At 62.3% G+C, this 23,110-nt stretch carries 21 protein-coding genes and 1 pseudogene; 9 read left to right on the forward strand and 13 right to left on the reverse strand.

The features are described from left to right. Nucleotides 1–48: 48 nt before the first annotated feature. Nucleotides 49–1,032, forward strand: coding sequence for an N-acetyl-D-Glu racemase DgcA (gene dgcA / locus LHFGNBLO_RS24545; protein WP_258601893.1), 984 nt, complete (start codon nucleotides 49–51; stop codon nucleotides 1,030–1,032). On the opposite strand, the pseudogene LHFGNBLO_RS24550 reads toward dgcA, so the two are convergent. After that, a pseudogene (locus LHFGNBLO_RS24550) lies at nucleotides 1,003–2,218 on the reverse strand (MFS transporter). The gene dgcA and the pseudogene LHFGNBLO_RS24550 overlap by 30 nt on opposite strands. A 129-nt stretch (nucleotides 2,219–2,347) precedes the next feature. Beyond that, nucleotides 2,348–3,163: a UDP-2,3-diacylglucosamine diphosphatase gene (locus LHFGNBLO_RS24555; protein WP_258601894.1), complete on the reverse strand. Its 816-nt coding sequence runs from the start codon at nucleotides 3,161–3,163 to the stop codon at nucleotides 2,348–2,350. A gap of 119 nt (nucleotides 3,164–3,282) precedes the next feature. On the opposite strand from LHFGNBLO_RS24555, the gene LHFGNBLO_RS24560 reads away from it, so the two are divergent. From LHFGNBLO_RS24560 to LHFGNBLO_RS24570, 3 genes are all read left to right on the forward strand, one after another. Then, a complete protein-coding gene (locus LHFGNBLO_RS24560) occupies nucleotides 3,283–4,062 on the forward strand; it encodes an SDR family oxidoreductase (protein ID WP_258601895.1) in 780 nt (259 codons plus the stop codon). A gap of 174 nt (nucleotides 4,063–4,236) precedes the next feature. Then, entirely contained in the window at nucleotides 4,237–6,561 is a 2,325-nt protein-coding gene (locus LHFGNBLO_RS24565; RefSeq protein WP_258601896.1) for an NADP-dependent malic enzyme, read from the forward strand. A 240-nt stretch (nucleotides 6,562–6,801) separates the two neighbouring features. After that, the gene (locus LHFGNBLO_RS24570; protein ID WP_258601897.1) at nucleotides 6,802–7,995 is read left to right on the forward strand and encodes a DUF2865 domain-containing protein; all 1,194 of its coding nucleotides are present in this window, start codon (nucleotides 6,802–6,804) and stop codon (nucleotides 7,993–7,995) included. On the opposite strand, the gene gltX is transcribed toward LHFGNBLO_RS24570, so the two are convergent. Continuing rightward, nucleotides 7,913–9,286, reverse strand: coding sequence for a glutamate--tRNA ligase (gene gltX, locus LHFGNBLO_RS24575; RefSeq protein ID WP_258601898.1), 1,374 nt, complete (start codon nucleotides 9,284–9,286; stop codon nucleotides 7,913–7,915). The two genes, LHFGNBLO_RS24570 and gltX, sit on opposite strands and share 83 nt — an antisense overlap. A 730-nt stretch (nucleotides 9,287–10,016) precedes the next feature. Here gltX and LHFGNBLO_RS24580 point away from each other — a divergent pair. Both LHFGNBLO_RS24580 and LHFGNBLO_RS24585 read left to right on the forward strand, forming a co-directional pair. Next, a complete protein-coding gene (locus LHFGNBLO_RS24580) occupies nucleotides 10,017–13,775 on the forward strand; it encodes a vitamin B12-dependent ribonucleotide reductase (protein ID WP_258601899.1) in 3,759 nt (1,252 codons plus the stop codon). 283 nt (nucleotides 13,776–14,058) lie between these two features. After that, nucleotides 14,059–14,202, forward strand: coding sequence for a hypothetical protein (locus LHFGNBLO_RS24585; RefSeq protein ID WP_258601900.1), 144 nt, complete (start codon nucleotides 14,059–14,061; stop codon nucleotides 14,200–14,202). Between the two features lie 212 nt (nucleotides 14,203–14,414). On the opposite strand, the gene LHFGNBLO_RS24590 is transcribed toward LHFGNBLO_RS24585, so the two are convergent. The 3 genes from LHFGNBLO_RS24590 to LHFGNBLO_RS24600 form a co-directional block, all read right to left on the reverse strand. Continuing rightward, nucleotides 14,415–15,380: a DUF3592 domain-containing protein gene (locus LHFGNBLO_RS24590; protein ID WP_258601901.1), complete on the reverse strand. Its 966-nt coding sequence runs from the start codon at nucleotides 15,378–15,380 to the stop codon at nucleotides 14,415–14,417. Between the two features lie 146 nt (nucleotides 15,381–15,526). Then, nucleotides 15,527–16,135: a class I SAM-dependent DNA methyltransferase gene (locus LHFGNBLO_RS24595; RefSeq protein ID WP_258601902.1), complete on the reverse strand. Its 609-nt coding sequence runs from the start codon at nucleotides 16,133–16,135 to the stop codon at nucleotides 15,527–15,529. A gap of 47 nt (nucleotides 16,136–16,182) precedes the next feature. Continuing rightward, a complete protein-coding gene (locus tag LHFGNBLO_RS24600; protein WP_258601903.1) occupies nucleotides 16,183–16,353 on the reverse strand; it encodes a hypothetical protein in 171 nt (56 codons plus the stop codon). A 104-nt stretch (nucleotides 16,354–16,457) separates the two neighbouring features. On the opposite strand from LHFGNBLO_RS24600, the gene LHFGNBLO_RS24605 reads away from it, so the two are divergent. The 3 genes from LHFGNBLO_RS24605 (at nucleotide 16,458) to LHFGNBLO_RS24615 (ending at nucleotide 18,308) form a co-directional block, all read left to right on the forward strand. Next, the gene (locus tag LHFGNBLO_RS24605) at nucleotides 16,458–17,369 is read left to right on the forward strand and encodes a LysR family transcriptional regulator (protein WP_258601904.1); all 912 of its coding nucleotides are present in this window, start codon (nucleotides 16,458–16,460) and stop codon (nucleotides 17,367–17,369) included. 64 nt (nucleotides 17,370–17,433) lie between these two features. Beyond that, nucleotides 17,434–17,793: a hypothetical protein gene (locus LHFGNBLO_RS24610; protein WP_258601905.1), complete on the forward strand. Its 360-nt coding sequence runs from the start codon at nucleotides 17,434–17,436 to the stop codon at nucleotides 17,791–17,793. Nucleotides 17,794–17,936: 143 nt separating this feature from the next. Continuing rightward, nucleotides 17,937–18,308 carry a VOC family protein gene (locus tag LHFGNBLO_RS24615; protein WP_258601906.1) on the forward strand — a complete coding sequence of 124 codons (372 nt, stop codon included), beginning with the start codon at nucleotides 17,937–17,939 and terminating at the stop codon, nucleotides 18,306–18,308. 54 nt (nucleotides 18,309–18,362) lie between these two features. Here the strand turns inward: LHFGNBLO_RS24615 and LHFGNBLO_RS24620 are convergent, their stop codons facing one another. The 7 genes from LHFGNBLO_RS24620 to LHFGNBLO_RS24650 form a co-directional block, all read right to left on the reverse strand. After that, nucleotides 18,363–18,905, reverse strand: coding sequence for a DUF2314 domain-containing protein (locus tag LHFGNBLO_RS24620; RefSeq protein WP_258601907.1), 543 nt, complete (start codon nucleotides 18,903–18,905; stop codon nucleotides 18,363–18,365). Nucleotides 18,906–19,096: 191 nt separating this feature from the next. Beyond that, on the reverse strand, nucleotides 19,097–20,152 hold the full coding sequence (locus LHFGNBLO_RS24625) for a GH25 family lysozyme (RefSeq protein WP_258601908.1): 1,056 nt from the start codon (nucleotides 20,150–20,152) through the stop codon (nucleotides 19,097–19,099). A 200-nt stretch (nucleotides 20,153–20,352) separates the two neighbouring features. Next, a complete protein-coding gene (locus LHFGNBLO_RS24630) occupies nucleotides 20,353–20,550 on the reverse strand; it encodes a hypothetical protein (protein ID WP_258601909.1) in 198 nt (65 codons plus the stop codon). Nucleotides 20,551–20,701: 151 nt separating this feature from the next. Continuing rightward, complete coding sequence (locus LHFGNBLO_RS24635) at nucleotides 20,702–21,100, reverse strand: GFA family protein (RefSeq protein WP_258601910.1); 399 nt, start codon at nucleotides 21,098–21,100, stop codon at nucleotides 20,702–20,704. Nucleotides 21,101–21,261: 161 nt separating this feature from the next. Continuing rightward, nucleotides 21,262–22,218 (reverse strand): alpha/beta fold hydrolase, encoded by a 957-nt coding sequence (locus LHFGNBLO_RS24640; RefSeq protein WP_258601911.1) that lies wholly within the window; start codon nucleotides 22,216–22,218, stop codon nucleotides 21,262–21,264. A 26-nt stretch (nucleotides 22,219–22,244) separates the two neighbouring features. Further along, nucleotides 22,245–22,730 carry an SRPBCC family protein gene (locus LHFGNBLO_RS24645; RefSeq protein WP_258601912.1) on the reverse strand — a complete coding sequence of 162 codons (486 nt, stop codon included), beginning with the start codon at nucleotides 22,728–22,730 and terminating at the stop codon, nucleotides 22,245–22,247. A 112-nt stretch (nucleotides 22,731–22,842) separates the two neighbouring features. Beyond that, nucleotides 22,843–23,091: a ParB N-terminal domain-containing protein gene (locus LHFGNBLO_RS24650; RefSeq protein ID WP_008875526.1), complete on the reverse strand. Its 249-nt coding sequence runs from the start codon at nucleotides 23,089–23,091 to the stop codon at nucleotides 22,843–22,845. Nucleotides 23,092–23,110 lie beyond the last annotated feature (19 nt).

Genomic DNA, 23,110 nt, shown 5'->3' on the forward strand with positions numbered 1-23,110 from the left:
CCTGTCGATTTGCCGACAACCCTTGTCGCACAGCCGGAGCAGAAAAATATGGCGCGTGTCATTTCGGTTGAGGCCGAGCGCTTTCCCATCGCCGGAGCCTTCACCATTTCACGCGGTTCCAAGACCGAGGCCGAAGTCATTGTCTGCACGGTCAGCGAGGGTGATCATAGCGGGCGTGGCGAATGCGTTCCCTACAAGCGCTATGGCGAGAGCCTGGATGGCGTGCGTGACGCGATCGAGGCGATGCGCGAGCAGATCGCGGGCGGCATCAGCCGGGCCGTCTTGCTCGATGCCATGCCGGCGGGGGCTGCGCGCAACGCCATCGACTGCGCGCTGTGGGACCTGGAGGCGAAGATCAGCGGCAAGCCGGTGGCCGCCGAAATCTGCACCGCCGCGCCGCGGGCGCTCGAAACGGCCTTCACGGTGTCGCTGGGCGAACCAGAGGCGATGGCGGCGCAGGCCCGCGCCAACGCCGCGCGGCCGCTGCTCAAGGTCAAGATCGGCGGCGACAACGACGTTGCCCGCATCCGCGCAGTCAGGGACGCAGCGCCAAACAGCCGCATCATCCTCGACGCCAATGAGGGCTGGACGAACGAGAACATCGTCGCAAACCTCGCCTTTGCCTCCGAACACCGCATTGCGCTGATCGAACAGCCGCTGCCGGCCGGCCATGACGAGATCCTGCGCCATATCGCGCATCCCGTGCCAATCTGCGCGGATGAAAGCGTGCATGAAGCCGACAACCTCGCAGCGCTTGTCGGCCTTTACGATGCCGTCAACATCAAGCTCGACAAATCGGGCGGCCTGACCGCCGCGCTCGTCCTTCGCAACCGCGCCCGTGACCTTGGTTTCGGCGTGATGATCGGCTGTATGGTCGGCACGTCGCTGGCGATGGCGCCGGCTGTACTGCTGGCGCAGGATGCGGATTTCGTTGACCTCGACGGGCCGCTGCTCCTGGCCAAGGACCGCGAGCCTGGTCTCGTCTACCGGGGATCGCTGGTGTCACCCCCCAATTCGGCGCTGTGGGGCTGAGCGCGCGGCAAGTCCGATCAGCGCCAGTCCGATCAGCGCGATCGGGATCATGGCAAGAAAGCCGTCGACGCCAAAGCGGTCGTAGAGTGGGCCGGAGGCCAGCGTCACCACGGCCATGAAGAAGCCGTTGAAGAAATAGGCGATGCCTTGCGCAGCACCCGTTCGCTCTTCCGAGACGGTTTCGCCAATCATCTTCTGCAGGCCGATCAGCACCATCGCCACAGACACCGCATGGAGTGTCTGGACGCCGAAGAAGCCGGCGACGCCAAGTCCAAACGGCCAGATCAGCGGAAAGGCGATCCAGCGCACGACTGAGCCAACTCCGGCGATCAGCATCACCCTGACGACGGATACGGAGGCGAAAATGCGGTTGAAAAACAAAAACATGCAGACTTCGGCGACGACGCCCCAGGCCCACAGGAGCCCGACCACCGAATCGCTGATGCCGATCGATTTCCAGTAGATGGAGACGAAACCGTAGAGAAAGGCGTGGCTGGCGGTGATGATGCCAACGCCGAGGGTGAAATAGAGGAAATAGGCGTTGACCAGCTTTGGCGCCGAATGCTGGATGTCGGTGGCACGAAAGCGGCGAGGCGCGGCGTGGGCGGCCGAGGCGCGGCGCCAGCAATCCGGCGACAAGGGCCGCGGCAAGAGCGACGAAAATGATCGCCGGCACTGCCTGCGGGCCAGTCCACGCCAGGATGAAGCCGCCGGCGACATTGGCGCCGAGATAGGAGATTGAGCCCCATTTTCGCATGCTGGTGTAATTGGAGCCGAAACGGCGCACGCCCGAAAGCGCCAGCGAATCGGCGATCGGCGAATGCGGCGTCCAGACGACGGTCAGCGCCAGCGAGACGACCAGCACCACGGCGTAGGTGGCGGTGAGGAAATAGCCGGCGGAGATGGCCATGGTCGCGGCGACCAGCGCGACATAGACATTGGCCCTGTCCTTGGCCCGGTCCGCCAGCGCGGTGAGCAGAGGCGTCGTCACCACGCGCAGGAACATCGGGGCGGCTAAAATGACGGCAATCTGCTCGGCATGGAAACCCTTGGCCTGCAGCCACAGCGGAAAGTAGGGCAGATGCGTGCCAAGCGAGATGAACAGCGTGAAGAAGATCAAGCTCATGCGCAGTGCGAAATGGCGCGGCTTGACGAGTTGTTCGGGGGAGAGCGGCGGCAGGGACATGAATCGATCCAATTACGCCGCGTTCGACCGGCCGGCCAGCAACGTATATCGACCCCTTAACATGGAGAAAAACCGGACGAAACCGGCTGGACTAACCGATTGGTCCCGAAACCTGCAGCGAGTTCCGCGTCACGCCGCCTCGACCACCCTGTCCTCGATGAGCATCGGGATGAACGGCTCGTCCGGAGCTTCAGGCAGCACCTGCGCCCAGTGGATGATCTCCAATTGGCCGTCAAAATGCTCGACCACCGCCGTGCAGCTTTCCACCCAGTCGCCGGTGTTGATGTATTGCACGTCCTCGTAGTTTTCGATCGCAGCATGGTGGATATGGCCGCAAATGACACCGTCGACATGCGAGCGACGCGCTTCCTCCGTCAGCATGGTCTGGAACGAGCCGATGAAATTCACCGCCTTCTTGACGTTGACCTTGGCCCAGGACGAAAACGACCAGTAAGGCAGGCCAAGCAACTGGCGAAGCCGCGTCACCACCCGGTTGACGAGCATGGCCGCGTCATAGGCGTAGTCGCCGAGATAGGCGAGCCAGCGCGCATTGTGGACGACGGTGTCGAACTGATCGCCATGGATGACCAGCAGACGCCTGCCGTCAGCGGTCTCGTGGATGGCGCGGTCGGCAACGACGATGCCGCCGAAATGCACGCCCTGGAACTGGCGGGCGAACTCGTCGTGGTTGCCGGCTATGTAGGTGATGCTGGCACCCTTGCGCGCCTTGCGCAGCAGTTTCTGGACGACGTCGTTGTGGCTCTGCGGCCAGTGCCAGCTTCTCCGCAAGCGCCAGCCGTCGACGATGTCGCCGACGAGATAGATGATATCGGCGTCGTGATGGCGCAGGAAATCGATCAGGAACTCGGCCTTGGCCGCCTTCGACCCGAGATGGATGTCGGAGATGAACATGCTGCGGAAAGTGCGGGGCTCTGCGCCAGACATAAGTTTGTCACCGTTGCTTTCGCGCAGGCTATGCCCCGATTCATGCAACAACCGTATGACGGTTGCGATTGGTCCAGCCAAAGGACTAGCTTGCCGCCGATCAATTGGAGGAATTCGTCATGGATCTCGGCATTCGCGGCAGGAAAGCCATCGTTTGCGCTTCGAGCAAGGGCCTGGGGCGCGGTTGCGCCATGGCGCTGGCCGAGGCCGGCTGCGATCTGGTCGTCAACGGGCGCAACGCCGAGCTGCTGGCCAAGACCGCCGCTGAGCTGCGCGAAATGTTTGGGGTGAAGGTGACGGAGATCGTCGGCGACGTGTCGAAGCCCGACGTGCAGAAGGCGCTGCTTGCCGCCTGCCCCGACCCCGACATCCTCGTCAACAACAATGGCGGCCCGCCGCTGCGCGATTTCCGCACACTTGACCGGGAAAAGATCCTCGAAGGCGTCACCCAGAACATGGTGACGCCGATCGAACTGGTCCAAGCCGTAATCGACGGCATGGCGGCGCGCGGCTTCGGCCGCATCGTCAACATCACCTCGCTGTCGGTTTATGTTCCGATACCCGGCCTTGACCTGTCGTCCGGCGCGCGCGCCGGGCTGACCTCGTTCCTGGCCGGTGTCGCGCGGACGGTGGTGGACCGCAACGTGACGATCAACAGCATGCTGCCTGGCAAGCTCGACACCGACAGGCTGCGCGGCCCGCATGAAGCCGGCACCGTTGAAGATCCGGCGGAGGCAGCTGAGCGCAAGACCCGCATCAGCGCCGACGTTCCAGCCAAGCGGCTCGGCACGCCGGAGGAATTCGGGCAGATCTGCGCCTTCCTGTGCTCGGTCCATGCCGGCTATCTGACCGGTCAGAACATACCGGTGGATGGCGGGCTTTATGTCAGTGCGTTCTGATCGCGCCGCCCAAGGCACGGTCCGGTCCACCCAGCAGGATTCCGGCACAAGCGATTGAGATAAATTGACTTTTCGCGTCCCGCCAATCTAATCGGCGGTTGCGTCATTTGGCGTCGCGAAAATCCGTCGCTGCATGCTAAAAGGCTTCAAAGCAGGATCGCAGGGAGGCCCGGCATGGAAGGCGAAAGCAAGAAGACGGCAATGTCGGATCTCGACGAAGCCGCGCTCTACTTCCACAAGTACCCAACGCCGGGAAAGCTGGAAATCCAGTCGACGAAGCCGCTAGGCAACCAGCGCGACCTGGCGCTCGCCTATTCGCCGGGTGTCGCGGCCCCTTGCCTCGAAATCCGCGACAATCCGGCGACCGCCGCCGACTACACGGCGCGGGCCAATCTGGTCGGCGTCGTCTCCAACGGTTCGGCGGTGCTGGGTCTCGGCAATATCGGCCCGCTGGCCTCCAAGCCGGTGATGGAAGGCAAGGCGGTGCTGTTCAAGAAATTCGCCGGAATCGACGTGTTCGACATCGAGATCGATGCGCCGGGGATCGAGCGCATGGTCGAGACGATCTCGGCGCTGGAGCCGACCTTCGGAGGCATCAACCTCGAGGACATCAAGGCGCCCGAGTGCTTCGAGGTCGAGGAGCAGTTGAAGGCTCGCATGGGCATTCCGGTCTTCCACGACGATCAGCACGGCACAGCCATCATCGTCGCGGCTGCCGTGCTCAACGGGCTGGAATTCGCCGGCAAGACCATTTCGGACATCAAGATCGTCACCTCAGGCGCCGGAGCCGCCGCCCTTGCCTGTCTTAACCTCTTGGTCTCGCTCGGCGCGCGCGTCGAAAACATCTGGGTCACCGACCGTTTCGGCGTCGCCTACAAGGGCCGCGTCGACGAGATGGACCGCTGGAAAGACCCCTATGTGAAGGACACCGAGGCGCGCACGCTGGCCGATGTGCTGCCGGGTGCCGACGTGTTCCTCGGCCTGTCGGCCGCCGGCGTGCTGAAACCGGAATTGCTCCAGCACATGGCGCCAAAGCCCCTGATCCTGGCGCTGGCCAATCCCAATCCCGAGATCATGCCGGAGACGGCGCGGGCCGCCCGGCCCGACGCGATGATCTGCACCGGCCGCTCCGATTTTCCCAATCAGGTCAACAACGTACTCTGTTTTCCTTACATATTTCGTGGCGCGCTGGACTGCGGCGCCAGCGCCATCAACGAAGAGATGAAGATGGCGGCGGTGCGGGCCATCGCGGCGCTCGCCCGCGAAGAACCGTCCGATGTCGCGGCGCGGGCCTATTCCGGCGAGACGCCGATCTTCGGCCCCGAGTTCCTGATCCCCTCGCCCTTCGATCCGCGCCTGATCCTGCGCATTGCCCCTGCTGTCGCCAAGGCTGCGTGTGAAACCGGAGTTGCGACTCGGCCGATCACCGATTTCGCCGCCTATATCGACAAGCTCAACCGCTTCGTCTTCCGCTCCGGCCTGGTGATGAAGCCGGTGTTCTCGTCGGCCAAGGCGTCGAGCGCCAAGCGCGTCATCTACGCCGACGGCGAGGACGAGCGCGTGCTGCGCGCCGCTCAAGTGGTGCTGGAGGAAGGCATCGCCGAGCCAATCCTGATCGGCCGCCCGCATGTCATCGAAGTCAGGCTGAAGCGCTACGGGCTGCGCATCAAACCGGGCGTCGATTTCGGCCTCATCAATCCGGAAGACGATCCGCGCTATCGCCACTATGTCGACCTTTTGATCGAGCTCGCCGGCCGGCGCGGCGTGACGACGGAAGCCGCGCGCACCATGGTGCGCACCGACAACACGGTGATTGCAGCGCTTGCGCTCAAACGCGGCGACGCCGACGCCATGATATGCGGCCTGGAGGGCCGCTTTGCCCGTCATCTTCGCAATGTCACTCTGATCATCGGGCCGCGCGCCGGCGTGAGGGATCACGACCTGTCGACGCTTTCCATGCTGATTTCGCAACGTGGCATCGTTTTCCTGACCGACACCTATGTCTCTATCGATCCGACGGCAGACGAGATCGCAGAAATGACCATTCTGGCGGCCGAGGAGATCCAGCGCTTCGGCATCGAGCCGAAGGCCGCCCTGCTGTCGTTTTCGGATTTCGGCTCGCGCGATGCGCCGAGCGCGCTGAAGATGCGGCAGGCGGCGGCGATCCTGGCGCGCATCGCACCTGAGCTGGAATGTGACGGCGAGATGCATGCCGACTCGGCTTTGTCCGAACATCTGCGCCAGCGCGTCTATCCGCATTCGCGATTGAAAGGCGAAGCCAATCTGCTGGTGTTCCCCAATCTCGACGCCGCCAACATCACGCTCACCGCGCTGCGAACGATGATGGATGCACTGCATGTCGGTCCGATTCTGCTCGGCACCGACAAACCGGCGCATATATTGACGCCATCGGTAACCTCGCGCGGCGTGGTCAACATGACGGCGCTGGCCGTGGCTGAAGCGGCACAAAAGGCGCAGGCTATAGCAAAGCTCGGCTAGGACCGTCGGCCGATCCCTGGGAACCGAAGATCAGCACAGCAAAACCGATTCCGGTTTGCGGGGTCATGCGCTAAACTGCAGCCAGTTCCATCCCCATGGAATCGGGATGGGGCTCTATTTTTTGTTTGAACATGATCTCCAGCGAAAACCGGATGCCACTTTTCGGGATCATGGTCTAAGCAAACGGTTAACCGCGGACACGGTAGTTTTGGCGGCGGCATCAAGCGGAGTTGCGGGCGGATGACGGGCGGAGGGTGGAGGCTGACGCACCTTGCTGCGCTGCTCGGCGCGCTGGCGGTGTCGGCCATTGCCGTCACCCAGCCGCAGGCCGCCTCACGGGTTTGCCGGCAATTGGAAGCCGATCTCGCAGCTGCCTCGAAAGGCGGCAGCGGTAGCCCGACAATGATCAGAAAATACGACAACGCGATCATCCGGCAGCGCCAACAGCTGTCAAGGGTCCGCGACCAGTCCAGCGACGCGGGCTGCGGCTTTTCGCTGTTCGGCCGCAACGTCCGCGCTTGTGCGGCGCTCAACGACACCATCGATCGGATGAGTGCCAACCTCGACGCCTTGCAAGCCAAGCGCGCGCAGCTCGCCGGCGGCGGTTCGCGCCGCGACCGCGGACGCATATTGGCGTCGCTCGACGCCAATGGCTGCCGTGACGAGCCGGCGCCTTTGCGGCGCGCGCCCGTGCGGGAAGCGAACCGCGGCAACGGAAATCTGTTCGACCAGCTTTTCGGCGGCAGCCGGCAACTCGACACGCTCGACCAGCCTGACGATCCCGGCGAAGAGCGCAACATCCGCCGGCTGCTTAACCGGCCCGGCGTACCGGACTTTCCCAGCGTTGGTGGCGAATTCCGCACGACATGCGTGCGCACCTGCGACGGCTATTTCTTCCCGATGTCGAACGCCGCTTCGCTGGGCGATTTCGAACGCGACCAGAAGAACTGCGAATCGAGCTGCCCCGGCACCGAGATGCAGGTTTTCTATTCGCGCGGCATGGACGACGATTCGGCCAACATGACGTCGTCGGTGACCGGCAGGCCCTATAGCGAGTTGCCGAGGGCCTATCTCTACAAACAAACCAATGTGCCGCGCCCGCCGGCCTGCGGCTGCAATGCGGCGCAGAATTTCGAGGTCATCGCCGGCACTCCGCCAAACCCGGACCAATCGCAGGCCGATACGCAGACCACACCGTTCATTCCGATGCCGGGCGCCAGGCCCGATCCGGGCGCCGACCCGGAGACATTGGCCAATGTCGAAGGCGGGCTCGATCGCGAGGCGATCAAGCGTCTATCCGCCAAGCCTGTGCCGTCGCCGGCGTCGGCCCTGCCGCCGGATCAGCGCAAGGTCAGGGTCGTCGGGCCAGCGTTCCTTCCCGACCCAGGAGCGGCAATAAATCTGCAAGCTCCGGACCCGAAGGCAGTCCGGTAAGCGCCAGCCTGAGCGGCATGAACAGGGCCTTGCCCTTGCGGCCAGTCGCTTCTCTGACCTTGCCGGTCCAATCCTTCCAGACGGTGCCATCCCACGGCTCTTGCGGGAGCAATTCGAACGCCTGGTCCAGGAACTCTCGATCTTCGCCGGAAAACTCCGGTGGCTCCTGCGGGCCCTCGCCAAGGATGCGCCACCAGTTTACCGCGTCCGGCAGCCTGTCGAGGTTGCCGCGCACCGCCAGCCAGAATGGCTCGGCCTTGTCGCCGGAGACACCGAGCACTATCAGCCGGTCGCGCGCTTCAGAAAACGGCATTTGGTGCAGCAGCGCGCGGTTGAGCACGAAAAGCTCGTCGGGATCGAACTTGGCGGCGGATTTCGATGTGGCGGCCGGATCGAAGCGTTCGGCAAGCTCGGCCATATGCGGCATCGCCACGACATTTTCCGAGGTGCCGACGAGCACGGCCAGCGAGGCGACCGCCATCGGCTCGATGCCGTCCTCACGCAGGCTTTCGATAGACAGCGCGCCCGTCCGCTTCGACAGGCCCTCGCCCGACGCCGTGGTCAAGAGATTGTGGTGGCCGAACACCGGCGGCTCGGCGCCCAGTGCCTTGAACAGGGCCAATTGTACACCGGTGTTGGTGACGTGGTCGTCGCCGCGGATGACATGGCTGACGCCCATCTCGATGTCGTCGACGACCGAGGGCAGCGTATAGAGATAGGTGCCGTCCTCGCGCAGCAGGACCGGATCGGAAAGCGAGGCGAGGTCGACGGTCTCTTCGCCGCGCACCAGGTCGTTCCAATGGATCTCGGTGCGTTCCGGCTCAAGCGGATCGCTGGTGAAATTGGGCAGGAGAAAGCGCCAGTGCGGCCGGCGGCCATCGGACTGGTATTCGGCGATCTGCTGCGGCGTCAGCGTCAGCGCCTCGCGGCCATAGACCGGCGGCAGGCCGCGCGTGCGGCGCACTTTTCGCCGCAGATCGAGTTCTTCCGGCGTCTCGTAGCAGGCATAGAGGACGCGCGCCGCCTTCAGTCGCTCCACCGCCGCATCGTAAACCTCGAAGCGCCGCGACTGGTATTCGGTGGCGTCCGGAAAAATCCCCAGCCAATGCAAATCGTAGAGGATGGCGTCGGAGAATTCCTGCGTCGAGCGCGCAATGTCGGTGTCGTCGAAGCGCTGGATGAAGCGGCCCTTGTTGTTCATGGCAAACAGCCAGTTGAACAAAGCGGTGCGCGCATTGCCGATATGAATGCGGCCAGTTGGTGATGGAGCGAAACGGACGGTAACTGTCATGGGCGGGGCGTAGCGGATGCTTTTATGGTTGACAAGACACGCCCCCGCGCGAGCCGCCAGACATAGAACATGCCAGGCGAAATGAAAAGGTGCGGCCAAAACCAGCCATGCCGGCTCCGGACAGACGTTCACCAGCGGTGGCACGCCGGCAGAACCCGGCTTTCCCAAAAGTGGCATTCTATCCCCGTTATCCACATATGTGACACACAAGATGTTGGGGTCATAAAAGCTTTAGAAACGAATCCTTGACGACGCAAAACGAGTCGCCTTTTATAGGCCATGCGTTCCTGTTGAGAGCGCGACCGGAAAGTTTTGAGCCCGGTCTTTTTCCCGGATTATGTGCGTTTTTTGCCCGCATTTCCGCCTGTTTACGAGGCCGGCGGAAGCGTTGGGATTGTGGGGGCCTGGGGATGATTAGGGAAAATTGTCGGACTGGAATAAATTGTCTGTTAACACTATATTTAGTGTTTGCAGGTAGGTTCGACGCTAGATAGTGTGAATTTCCCTCACCGAGGGAATCGCAAAAAAAGTTTCAGTTTTGAGGACCCGCAGGGTTCGCCGCAGAGTTGGACAGGCGCTTCGCAAGGAGTTTGACCAGCAGGACGGCGAAGACTGTGAAATGGAGAGCCGGCCGTTTTCGAACGCCGGCAAACGGCGGACTGCGCGTTTCGCTATTGGGGGCAGAAATCCCTGGGGAAAAGCGCTATATATAGACAAAAGGACCGGACCAATGCGCATCGAGCGTCGTTTCACCAAGCAAGGGCAATCGGCTTACGCGGAGATCGAATTCCGCAAGGCGCTTTCGGAGATCAAGAATCCGGATGGCTCGGTGGTGTTCCGTCTCGACAATATCGATGTGCCGGCGCAATTCTCCCAGGTTGCAGCCGACATCCTGGCGCAGAAGTATTTCCGCAAGGCCGGCGTTCCCGCACGGCTGAAGAAGGTTGAGGAGAACGACGTCCCCTCCTTCCTGTGGCGCTCCGTCGCCGACGAGGCGGAACTGGCCAAGCTGCCCGAGGCCGAGCGCTACGGTTCCGAGATCGACGCCCGCCAGGTCTTTGACCGGCTTGCCGGCACCTGGACCTATTGGGGCTACAAGGGCGGCTACTTCAAGTCCGAGGAAGACGCGAGCGCCTTCCGCGACGAGCTCGCCTATATGCTGGCCACGCAGCGCGTCGCGCCGAACTCGCCGCAATGGTTCAACACCGGCCTGCATTGGGCCTATGGCATCGACGGCCCCAGCCAGGGCCATTTCTATGTCGACCCGTTCACCGGCAAGCTCACCAAGTCGAAGTCGTCCTACGAGCATCCGCAGCCGCATGCCTGCTTCATCCAGGGCGTGCAGGACGACCTCGTCAACGAGGGCGGCATCATGGACCTGTGGGTGCGTGAAGCGCGCCTGTTCAAATACGGCTCCGGCACCGGCTCCAATTTCTCCATGCTGCGCGGCGAAGGCGAAAAGCTGTCCGGCGGCGGCCGCTCGTCCGGCCTGATGAGCTTCCTCAAGATCGGCGACCGCGCGGCGGGCGCCATCAAGTCGGGCGGCACGACGCGCCGTGCGGCGAAAATGGTCATTGTCGACGCCGACCACCCCGATATCGAGGAATTCATCGACTGGAAGGTCAATGAAGAGCAGAAGGTCGCCTCGCTGGTCACCGGCTCCAAGATCGTCAAGAAGCACCTCGAAGCGATCATGAAGGCCTGCATCAACTGCGAAGGCCAAGACGACGATTGCTTCGATCCTTTGATCAACACCGCGCTGAAGCGCGAGATCAAGGCGGCCAAGAAGAACGCGGTGCCGGAGAATTACATCTACCGGGTCATCCAGTTCGCCAAGCAGGGCTACACCTCGATGTCGTTCAAGACCTACGACACCGACTGGGATTCGGATGCCTACCTCACCGTTTCGGGCCAGAACTCCAACAATTCGGTGTCGCTGAAGGACAATTTCCTGCGCGCAGTCGAAACCGACTCCGACTGGCACCTGACCGCCCGCAAGGACGGCAAGGTACTGAAGACGCTGAAGGCACGCGATCTCTGGGAAAAGATCGGCTACGCCGCCTGGGCGTCGGCTGATCCGGGCCTGCATTTCAACACGACGATGAACGACTGGCACACCTGCGCTTCGGCCGGTGCGATCCGCGCCTCCAACCCGTGCTCGGAATACATGTTCCTCGACGACACGGCCTGCAACTTGGCTTCGATCAACCTCCTGCCCTATCGCAACGCCGACGGCACCATCGACATCGCTGCCTACGAGCACACGGTTCGGCTGTGGACCATCGTTCTCGAAATCTCTGTCATGATGGCGCAGTTCCCGTCGAAGGAGATCGCCAAGCAGTCCTACGAATACCGCACGCTCGGCCTCGGCTACGCCAATATCGGCGGCCTGCTGATGACCTCGGGCATTCCCTATGATTCCGACGAGGGCCGCGCCATCTGCGCCGCACTCACCGCAATCATGACCGGCATCGCCTATGCCACCTCGGCCGAGATGGCCTCGGAGCTGGGCGCCTTCGCCGACTACGACCGCAATGCGCAGAACATGCTGCGCGTCATGCGCAACCATCGCCGTGCCGCCTATGGCGAGAAGCAGGGCTATGAGAAGCTGGCCGTCAATCCGGTGCCGCTGGTCGCCTCCGACCTCAAGCAGCAGGATCTTGTCGTCCATGCCAAGGCTGCCTGGGACCGCGCCATCGAGCTCGGCGAGGAGCATGGCTACCGCAACGCGCAGGCGACCGTGATCGCGCCAACCGGCACGATCGGCCTGGTGATGGATTGCGACACCACCGGCATCGAGCCCGACTTCGCGCTGGTCAAGTTCAAGAAGTTGGCCGGTGGCGGCTATTTCAAGATCATCAACCGCGCCGTGCCCGAGGCGCTGCGCACGCTCGGCTATTCGGAAGCCCAGCTTGCCGAGATCGAGGCCTATGCGGTCGGCCACGGCAACATGAACCAGGCGCCGGCGGTCAACCCCGGCTCGCTCAAGGCAAAGGGCTTCACCGATGAGAAGATCGCCGCGCTCAACGCGGCGCTGAAGTCGGCCTTCGACATCAAGTTCGTCTTCAACCAGTGGACGCTGGGCGCCGACTGGGTGAAGGAGACGTTTGGGTTCACCGACGAGCAGCTCAACGACTTCTCGTTCGAGATGCTGCCGGCGCTGGGCTTCTCCAAGAAGGAGATCGAAGCCGCCAACATCCATGTCTGCGGTGCCATGACGCTGGAAGGTGCGCCGTTCCTGAAGCCCGAACACCTGGCGGTGTTCGACTGCGCCAGCCCGTGCGGCAAGATCGGCAAGCGTTCGCTGTCGATCAACAGCCACATCCAGATGATGGCGGCGGCACAGCCCTTCATCTCCGGCGCCATTTCCAAGACCATCAACATGCCCAACGATGCGACGGTGGAAGACGCCAAGGGCGCCTACATGCTGTCGTGGAAGCTGGCGCTGAAGGCCAACGCGCTCTATCGCGATGGCTCGAAGCTGTCGCAGCCGCTCAATTCCTCGCTGCTTGCCGATGGTGAGGACGACGAGGACGATGCGGTCGAGCAGCTGATCGCCGCACCGGCGGCACAGCGCGCCGTGCAGGTCACCGAGAAGATCGTCGAGCGCGTCATCGAACGCCTCTACCGCGACCGCGAGAAACTGCCGAACCGCCGCAAGGGCTACACCCAGAAGGCCGTCGTCGGCGGCCACAAGGTCTACCTGCGCACCGGCGAATTCGACGACGGCCGCATCGGCGAGATCTTCATCGACATGCATAAGGAAGGTGCCGCCTTCCGGGCGATGATGAACAACTTCGCCATCGCCATCTCGCTCGGCCTGCAATATGGCGTGCCGCTCGACGAATATGTCGAGGCCTTCACCTTCACCAAGTTCGAGCCGGCCGGCATGGTGCAGGGCAACGACGCCATCAAGAACGCGACGTCGATCCTCGACTACGTGTTCCGCGAACTCGCCGTGTCCTATCTCGGCCGCCACGACCTCGCCCATGTCGATCAGTCGGACTTCGACAAGACGGCGCTCGGACGCGGCATCAACGAAGGCAAGGCGACGCCGTTCTCGAAGGGTCTTACCCGCGGCGCCTCACCGGTGAAGCTGGTATCGGGTGCCGAACCCAAGGGCTTTGCCGGATCACCAGCCGCGGCCCCTGCCCGTATCGCGCCGACTGCGTTCTCAGGCTCCAATGTGCTGGCGCTCAAACCAGCCAGCGACGAAGCCATCGCCTACAAACGAGACTATGAAGAGCGGGCCAGGGAGTTGGTCGAGGATATCGTTTCCGAGGAGGCAGCCGACCCAACCGGGCTGTTCACCGACGAAGCCACGAAAGAAGCCGCTGAGGCAAAGGCACTAGCCGCCACCCGGCGTCAACAATCATTGATGCAGGGCTATACAGGCAACGAATGCTCGGAATGCCATAACTTCACCATGGTGCGGAACGGCACCTGCGAGAAGTGCGACACCTGCGGCTCGACGAGCGGGTGTAGCTGAGGAAAATTGATCCACTAAACCGTAACATCATCGGCCCGGTCGCAAGATCGGGCCGAAATGGCAAAGGGAACAAAACCTGAAACGCATCTAAAAGATTTAAAAAGCGCACGCCAAAAACACCAAAGCCGACCCTCTCGGATCGGCTTTGGATACCGCGAAAACGCCTAAGCCTACGCGGGGCGAAGAGACCTGACGACCTCTCCTGTTGCAGGGACATCATATTGGGAGTCGGGGCTCTAAGTCGAGGTAGCTGAGGACATATAGCCAATGATCGGAGATCAAAATGGCTCGTAACGAACGTACCTCGCAATCGGTTGCCTCTAAAGCTTCCAAGCTCTTGAGCAACCCCAGTACTTCCAAAACCGTCAAATCCGTTGCCGCATCGGCGCTTACCCAAGCACCGAACAAGGGCGGGAAAAGAAAATAGCAGCTTCGGCAGGCTTCGGCCCGGTCGCACGATCGGGCCGAGCAGCGGCGTCATACCGCGTCGCCGACCTACCCCGGCGGCAAAACTCGCAGCATCTGCTCATCGAACAGCGGCTCATCTTGGCCGATGCGGACGATACACCTTCCGCCCTCACCCGATGGCACTTCGAAATATTGGATCGGCGGACGCGAAGTGGTTGGGGGCAGGACACCTCAGACCAGCCCGACCAGAAAAGCAGCGCCACCGATAAAACCAAGGGAACAGACCCACAGCAGCCAGAGCCCGCGCGCCCGGCATTCGAGCACCGCCGAGGCCGGGTTGGTGGGGTCATAGTGGACGTCAACCTTGCTGCCCTCGACATAGCGTTGCGCCTGACCGCTGACGAGACCGGGCAGTGAAGCCGTCACGCCGGCGCCGAAGGTGACGCGGTCGGCGCTGTAACTCTGGCCGGCGACGACATAGCTGTAGACGATGCGGGACCTGAAAACAGTGCGCCAGCGTCGATAGCCTGCATGGGTTCGGATCGCCTCCAGGCCTGAAGCATCGATGCGGCCGGCAGCGACCGGCCATCTTGCCGCCTGCTCGGCAAGTGATTTCTGGGCGAAACCCATGAGCAGGATAAACAGGCCGATGAACAGCAGCATCACTGCTGCGCCGAGATTCTGCGGCTTGGCCAAATGCGGCCCGATCGCCTCCAGCACGCCGCCGACGGAAAACACCAGCACCACCGCTGCGATGACCAGCCCGGCCGAAAGCTTGACCATGAACTTGAAGGCGCCTTCCGGCAGGGTGCGCTCGATAACGGCTTTGCTCGGATCGGCCGGATTGTAGAAGACGGTCACGTCGGCGCCAGTGGGAAACTGCGCAAGCGTCTCCGCGACTTCGAAATTCCCCAGATTCTCCTTCACGCTGTAGCGCGAGCCTCGGAAGGTCTTTTTGCCCACCTTGTATTCGAAGGTGATCGCCGGAAAATTGCGAATTTCGGTGGCATCGTTGCTGTCGACGCCAACGCCCGAGACCCTCACCTTGCGCGCCTCGACGCGCGACGAGATGATCTTTCCTGGCGTTGGCAGCCAGTGGCTGAGTGCCCGCACCTCTCGCCATTTCACGAAAGTGATGAGCGACAGCGCGCCGGCCACCACGCAGGCAAACCCGACCAGCAGAAATTTGATCTCCAACTCGCCTCCGATGCCCAAGGGTGCAGGAGCCTGCAAATAGACATCAAGGCAACGGCGAAGTCTCGTTTATTTGCGAAGTGCCACTGCAATCCGGCCGACGAGCACCGATGGCGCTGCGCGGCTCAGAAGCAACAGCCCGCGGCGCGTCATGCCGGCCTCACAGCCAGGAACGTGTTCCATTCTTCACGATCGCGGCCCACGTTGAAATCGTCCCTGATAAGGACGAGCCCGGCGGCTTCGAGACGGGCCGCGAAGTCGTCCCTGCGCCAGAAGACCGTATGATATTCGCCGCCCGTCTCGCCGTCGCCATTGCGCATCGATACGAGGAAGGCGCCGCCTGGCCGCAGCGACCCGGCTATCTTGGCAAGGACCTGGTCGGTCTGGTCGCGCGGTATATGGATCAGGACGCACAGGGCCACGACTGCGTCGTAGGGGCCGCCGAGGTCGTCGGTGATGAGATCGAGAAGCTCGCCGTGCTTGCCGCGCGCGGCCTGCAGCTCGAGAAACCGTTTTGTTGCATCGGTGCGCCGAACCTTGACGCCCAAACTCTCCAGAAAGTCCGCATCGTATCCCGGTCCGGACCCGACTTCCAGAATCTGGCCACTTGCGCCGGCGATCGCCACAAGGCGCTTTAGCCATGCCTGCTCTCTTCGGTTCGGAACATGCCTTACGATTGCATCGTAGCGTTCCGCATAGTCTTCATAGGCGTCGATCGTTTGACGGCTCTTCGCCAGATCCTCCGATGACACGCTCATCTTTCCCTCCCTTTTCATCTACGTCGGTCAAAGAGCCTGATTTGCCCTCAGCGGATGCTGCCGTTGGGAACGTGTCCGTCGAGCATACCGATATCGCGCTTGAGATGGTCAGGCAGCGAACGGTGGTCGAGCAGGCCGCGCGAGCGGCGTCTGAACGGAGCGACGAAGACGTCGAGGAGCGGACGACGAAGCGTGTTGTAAAGAGTGGTGGTGGTCATTGCCGTGTCCTTTCGGGTTCGATCTGATGGACAAAGCATGCCGTCTTCAGGCCTTGGTTTCCAATCGAACGTCGAGTACCATGCATCAGTAGGATTGATGCATCATGGGTTGGGAGCTACCGCCGTTAGGCGCCATCAGGGTGTTTGAAGCCGCAGCGCGGCTGGGTAGCTTCACCAAGGCGGCCGAAGAACTCGGCATGACCCAGTCGGCGGCCAGCTATCAGATCAAGGTGCTGGAAGAACGCGCCGGAACGCCGCTTTTCATAAGAAAAACAAGGCAGATCGCTCTGACCGAGGCTGGGCAGCAGTTGGCGCCGCACGCATCCGGCGCGTTCTCGGCCTTGGCGGACGCGTGGGTCGCCACGAAGGGTGGAGCGACCGGCGTGCTGTCCGTGACAACCATGGAAACATTTGCATCGAACTGGCTGGCCGTATGGCTTGGAACATTCCAGCTGATGCATCCCGATCTTGCCGTGAAGGTGAATACGTCGTCGCGGCTGGTCGACTTCACCCGCGAGGACATGGATATCGGGATACGAACAGGCAGTGGAAACTGGCCCGGCCTGACGGCTCACTATCTGTTCAAGGCAGACTACACGCCGATGCTCAGCCCAAAACTCGCCGAGAGCGTCGGCGGCATCCGCCACCCGGAGGATCTCTACAAGGTGGCGCTATGCTGTGCCGCCGATCCCTGGTGGAAGATCTGGTTCGAAGCAGCCGGTGTGCCCTTCGATCCCGATCGCGTCATCGCTGGCCCGACGCTGGGTTCGCAGGCTTATGATGCAATGGCGGCGCTGACCGATCGGGGCGCCGCGATCCTCACCCGCAACATCTACAGCGCCTTGCTGGCAAAGGGCCAGTTGATACAGCCATTTGAAGTCCTTGGATCTGATGGCGACGGCTATTGGCTGGTGCACCTGGAAAGCCGCCGCAACACACCCAAGATCAAGGTGTTCCGGGACTGGGTGCTGGCCCAGACGGCGGACACAAGGGAGCGCGAGATGCGCGAGGCCTGATAGGCCAGCGCGCTCTCCTCTGGAGCGACGAGACGGGTTCGATCAGTTCGAGTTCGAGTTCGTATTGGAATTCGAGTTGCTGGACGAGCTCGTCGAGGTGCTGGTGCTGGTCGACGTGCTGCCGTTCGTGCTTCTGTCGCGGTCGCGATCCCTGTCACTGCTGCAGGACCCGCCGGAGCAGCTCTTCGACGTCGATTTCGACGAACTGTACGATTTCGACGTCGATACGGATTTCGTTCCGACGAGGATGATATCACCCTCGCCCGCGAAGAGATTTGCCGGCGCTTGCGGCGAAACCGGCGCTGCCTGCGCCGTCGAGCTCATGAGCGCCGATGCAACAAGCGCTGCCGATGCGAACTGCCAGAGGCCTGCCATCGCGCATGCTCCTTTCCAGAGTCCAAGCACCGGCCGCAACGGCTGGTGAGCCTGGAATTTGAACACGTGCAGCGGCTACTTTGAAGTACAACATTGGAGCTAAGTCCAAGGGGCTGCCCTGGCCGTCAGTCCTCGACATCGGCCTCGGCCACCCTCATTCTGCTTTCCAGACAGGCTTCTCCGGGACACAGTATGATTGACCACATAACCATTGCGGTGGGCGATCTGCCGAAGAGCAAACTCTTCTATGAAAGAACCCTCGAACCTCTGGGGTACCGCCTTTCCTTCGGCAAGGAGGATGTGTTTTGGGCTTTTGACGTCGGCAATGGCTGCCTGTTCGAGATCCAGCGGCCGGACAGCGAACCGCCGCTGACACGTGTGCACATCGCCTTCCGGGTGAACAGCAAGGCAGAGGTCGACGCGTTCTATCGGGCTGCTCTCGAGGCGGGCGCCGCAGACAATGGCGCACCCGGTCCGCGTCCGGACTATGCCGAGCATTACTATGCCTGCTTTGTGCTTGATCCCGATGGCTACAACATCGAGGCTATGATCAACGAGGCATGACGCACGCCTTCCCTTCTCCCCTTGTGGAAGAAGGAAAGAGGCGCCGGCCCGCCGTCAATCCTTGAACGTCAGCCCGTACTTGTCGGCCTGTTCCTTGGGCATGTCGGCGAACGCCTGGCGTGTGGTGTAGCCGCCATAGATCTCGCCGCCGTTCCTGATCATCCAGTCCTCGACATCGGCCTCGGCCACCGTCATCCGGTCGCCAAGCTTGTATTTGTTGCCGTTGACCGGGACGTCGGCGAGCAGGCCGATGAAGGTGCCGTCGCCAATGCCGGTTAGCTGCAACCAGATGTGCTCGGTGGCGCCGTTCTGCGTCAGCGGGAATTTCACCGTGTAGGTGCCGGGCGCGCCGCCGGCGATCAGTTCGCGGAAACGCGGGAGCGTCGCGCGACCTCTCTGCTTGGCGGCCTGCATGGCCTCGTCACCCGTATGATAGGCGACGACGTTTTCCTTGATCGGGCGCGGCGCCGTCTGCGAGGCACCGGGTGCAGCCTCCGGGATGGCGACCGGCTTGTCGCTCGGCATGTGCCCGAGCGTGTTGAAAAACCCGTAGCCGACAGCGGCCACCAAAGCGAATGCCAGAACTGGATTGCGCACCGACCCCTCCATGCACCCCTTTGTTTTCATGCATGTCGTTGTCCCAAAACCGCTACGCACTTTTGGGCGACATGCATTGTCATGCGCAAGTTACCAACCGGGCGTTGCGATCCAGCTAAAAAACAGCGTGAGCGGATTGTTAGCAAAATTCTGAAAATTGCAGTCGGGACGCCGCAACGTGCGGGGGCGTTTCAGTCGGCGTCGGCGACGGTCGTTTGTCCGCCGGCCCATGCCCGCCAGGCACGCTCGTCGCCGTGGAAGACGTTGAGGTCGATGCGGCCCCTCACCCCGTGCGACAGGCCGGAGCCGGAATATTGCCAGAACACCCATTTGCGGCCGGGATAGACCTTTGACGGGTGCGCCGCCACGGCTCGCAGCCAGAACGGATAGTCGGGGAAGGCGCCGCGCAGATTGTCTCGGTAGAAGTCAGGCGCGGTGTAGATGATGGGCCGCTGGCCATAGTGGCGCTCCAGCTTGTCCATAAACACCTGCATTTTCTCCAGCACCTTTTGCCGCGACGGCCGCCGCTTGCAGCTGGATTCGCCGTTCCACTCGACATCGATCACCGGCGGCAGCGCACCTTCGACCCTGGGCACGTTGCGGATGAACCAGTCGGCCTGCTCGCCCGCGGTGCGGCACCAGTAGAAGAAATGATAGGCGCCGCGCTTCAGCCCGGCGGCGTCGGCATTGCGCCAGTTTTTCATGAACATCGGATCGAGGTGGTCGCCGCCATCGGTCGCTTTAATGTAGGCGAAGTTGGCGCCCTGCGCGCGCAACTTGTCCCAGTTGATGTTGCCCTGCCAGCGCGAGATATCGACGCCGTGAACGGCCAGGCGCCTTGGCGATACCTTGCCGAAATTGATCGGCTTGGCATCGCGAAAGCCATAGCGCGTGACCGGCGAGGCAAGCATCGCCGGCGCGGCACGGCTCAGCCGCTTCGGCGGCGACATCAGGGCGATCGGCTCGGCCGGCGGCTCGATGCTCTCTTGCGGCGCCGGCGAAGACGCCAACAGGGCCTCTTCTTCCTCTACCATGGAAAAGGGCGGCGCATTGTCGGCCGCTGCGTCGGACCTCATCGGCGCGAGCTCGGCGGTTTCCGGAGCTGCTTCGACGGGCGCGCTCGGCCGCATCACCGAGCTGGTGGTCTCATTCGACGGCATCTGCAAGGCGTCAACGCCTGACGTCGACGAACAGCCGGCAAGGCACAAAGCCGCGACCGAGAAAATGACGACGCCTGATAACCGCATCTGGACCTGTACGCAGAACACAACAGACCGATGGCCAACAATCGCCGCCGGACAAAACTGGCCTCGATTACTAACGAGAAATTACCAACAAAGTTTGAATCAAATATTAGCCATAAGCAGGCGACCAGTCGCGGCAGTCCCTTCTCCCTTGTGGGAGAAGGTGGCTCGGCGCGCAGCGCCGAGACGGATTTGAAAGAAGCCTATCTGCCCAGCCATTGCTGCAGGCAGGTCTTGGCCACGACGTGCGCCGGCGGCACGAGCGGCCCGTAGACAGCGGGGCGACGGGCGCGTTCGAGCAATATGCGCACCTGTTCCGGTTGCACGCGGTCGCGCTCCATCACCAGCAAGACCATCGGATCGCTCAAAAGCTCGTCCAGGGTGTTGATGCTGTCGCTCATTCGTCGCCTCCTCGAATACCCAACCCGCGGTTGATAGATAGGGGGACAATGATGGCTCGCCAATGACGCTTTGCCGGCTATCTCGTGTCTCTTTGGATTAAATTTTGGCCAGAACTGCGCTGCGCCTTCTCCCGCGGGAGAAGGGAAGTACTCAGTTCGGCGGTGGCGCGCCTTCATATTGCGGCAGGCCGTCGTCGAGCTGCACCCAGGGCTGTTTCGAGCCGGTCCACATGTGCATTTGCGGCCTGAACAGCGAGGGATCGTCGAGCGAGCCGGTGGTGATGCCGATGATGCCGGCGGAATCGCGCCGGGAAAACATCGTCGTGCCGCAGCTTGGGCAAAAGCCGCGCTTGAGGTCGGGCGAGGAATTCACCGTCGCCACCGGCCCGTCGATCGTCACATCGTCGATGCGGAACAGCACGCGGGCATTGAACGCGGCGCCCAGCGCCTTCTGGCAAAGCCGGCAATGACAGACACGCTCGTTGACCGGCGTGACGTCTGCGCGGTAGCGCACCGCCCCGCACAGACACCCGCCCTGATATTTTGCCATTTGTCGAAGCCCTTGCTCGAGAATGGCGGCACGGTAGCGGCAGCTCCGGCACCGTCAAATGAAAAGCTTTGATGACAATATCTTTTGCGGTGATGCAGCAGATGCTGCGACAGCGCTGCCGGTCATCTCCCAGGAGACGGCCGGCAGCGGTTGTCGGGCGGTTATTCCGTTCCGCTGACGACTTCGTCCCAGGTCTTCACCTTGGTCTCGCCATTGAGGAACGGCAGCGCCGCAGCCGTCAGTTCGGGGGCGAAGAAGGCGTCGTAGTGGGTGCGGTTGGGCAGGATCGCGAGGCGGTTCTGCGACAGGTTCTCGCGCATCCATCCGGCATCTTTCAGACCGCCACCGAGCATCTGGTAGAACTTGATCTCGTGCTCGGGCTTGTACATGTCGCTGTCGCCATAGACCAGCATGACGGGCATCTTCAGCTTGGGAACATCGGCCGAGTAGTCTCGGTTCTGGCGCATGAAATTGCCGAGCGCGTCGAGCAGTTTCGGGAAGTCCTCGGGACGCGGCGCGACCGCGACATAGGATTTGTACATCGGCGTGTCCTTCATGAACGGGGCGGCGGCGGCGCTCACCTGAGCCTGCTGCGGGCGCATCTCGTCATAGAAGCCGTCCGTGGCGTAGCCGGTCGAGACCAGGACAAGCCGGCGCACCGCTTCGGGATGCTGGACAGCCATGCGAAAGGCGACGCCGCCGCCAAGCGAATAGCCCATGACGTCGACCTTGTCGTAGCCGAGCGCCTTGACGATATCAGCCATGTCGTCGCCAATCGCCTCCACGCTGAACGGCCGGTCGCCGAGAGCCGTGCGACCATGCCCCTGCAGATCGACGCCGATGACGGTGCGGTTCTCGGCAAGCTTCGGCAGGATCGGCGCGAACATGTCGGTCGTGCCCAAACCGCCATGCAGCAGAAGCAGTGGTTCGCCCTTGCCGTAGACGGCGTAGTAGTAGTTCAGGCCGTTGACCGGCAGCAGGCCGGATTTCGCTGGCTTTGGCAGCGCTTTCGTTTCGCTCGTCATGGCAGGCTTTGTCTCCTCTGCTTTGGCTTGGCACGGCGCGGCGAACAGGGCAGCGGCCGAGGCGAGAATGGTGAAAAGCATCGATCTGGGCATGTCAGCCTCCTCCTGTCGTGCTGGCATCAAAGCGTCTTGGCGAGCTCTTCGAGCTGCTCGGTGCACTGACCCCAGCCCTCGTGAAAACCCATATTCTCGTGCTGCTCGCGGTCGGCGACATTCCAGTGTCGGACCCGCGCGATGTAGCGGGTCTTGCCCTCGCCTTCGTCCTCGAAGGTCAGCACGCCGGTCATGAACGGCTTTTCGGACGGCTCCCATGCGCTGGTGTAGGCGTCGGTGAAGACGATCTTCCTGCCGGGGATCACTTCCAGAAAGACGCCGGGGTTGGGGAATTCGTTGCCGTCGGGACCGGCCATGACGACCAGGCTGGAGCCTCCGGTGCGCACATCCATTTCGGCGCGAGGCGTCGTCCATGGCTTCGGCGCGAACCATTGCGTCACGAGCTTTGGTTCGCTCCAGCAGCGATAGACGTTCTCGCGCGGCGCATCGATGATGCGGGCGAGAACCAGTTCGCGGTCATTGGCGGGCGCGATGTCGAGCTTGGTGGTCATGAAGGTCTCCTCGGTTTGATCTGGTTTCCGCCCCAAGGACGAGCGGGCAGAACGCCAGCCGACACGTCGGGCGGAAAATTTCAATGGACCGGTGGAGAGGAGACCCGGAAGCCTAGTGACGCTTGGCCTGCACGAGATAGGCGTCGATCTCGGTTTCGCCGAGCCACTTGGCCGCTTCCAGCCGGTGCAGGCCCTCGACGAGGATATGGCGCTTGCCGTCATGACGCACCTGGATCGGCGTCTTCATGCCGTTTTCCAGAATGTCCTCAGCCAGATGCCGGACGGTCTCGGGGTGCAGCGTCTTCTTGCGTGCGGTCGGCACATAGATGTCGTCGACCTTGACCTTCTGCACTCTCAGCATGTCGGCTCCCGCGGCAGAA

The organism is Mesorhizobium sp. AR10 (assembly GCF_024746795.1).
Classification (GTDB): domain Bacteria; phylum Pseudomonadota; class Alphaproteobacteria; order Rhizobiales; family Rhizobiaceae; genus Mesorhizobium.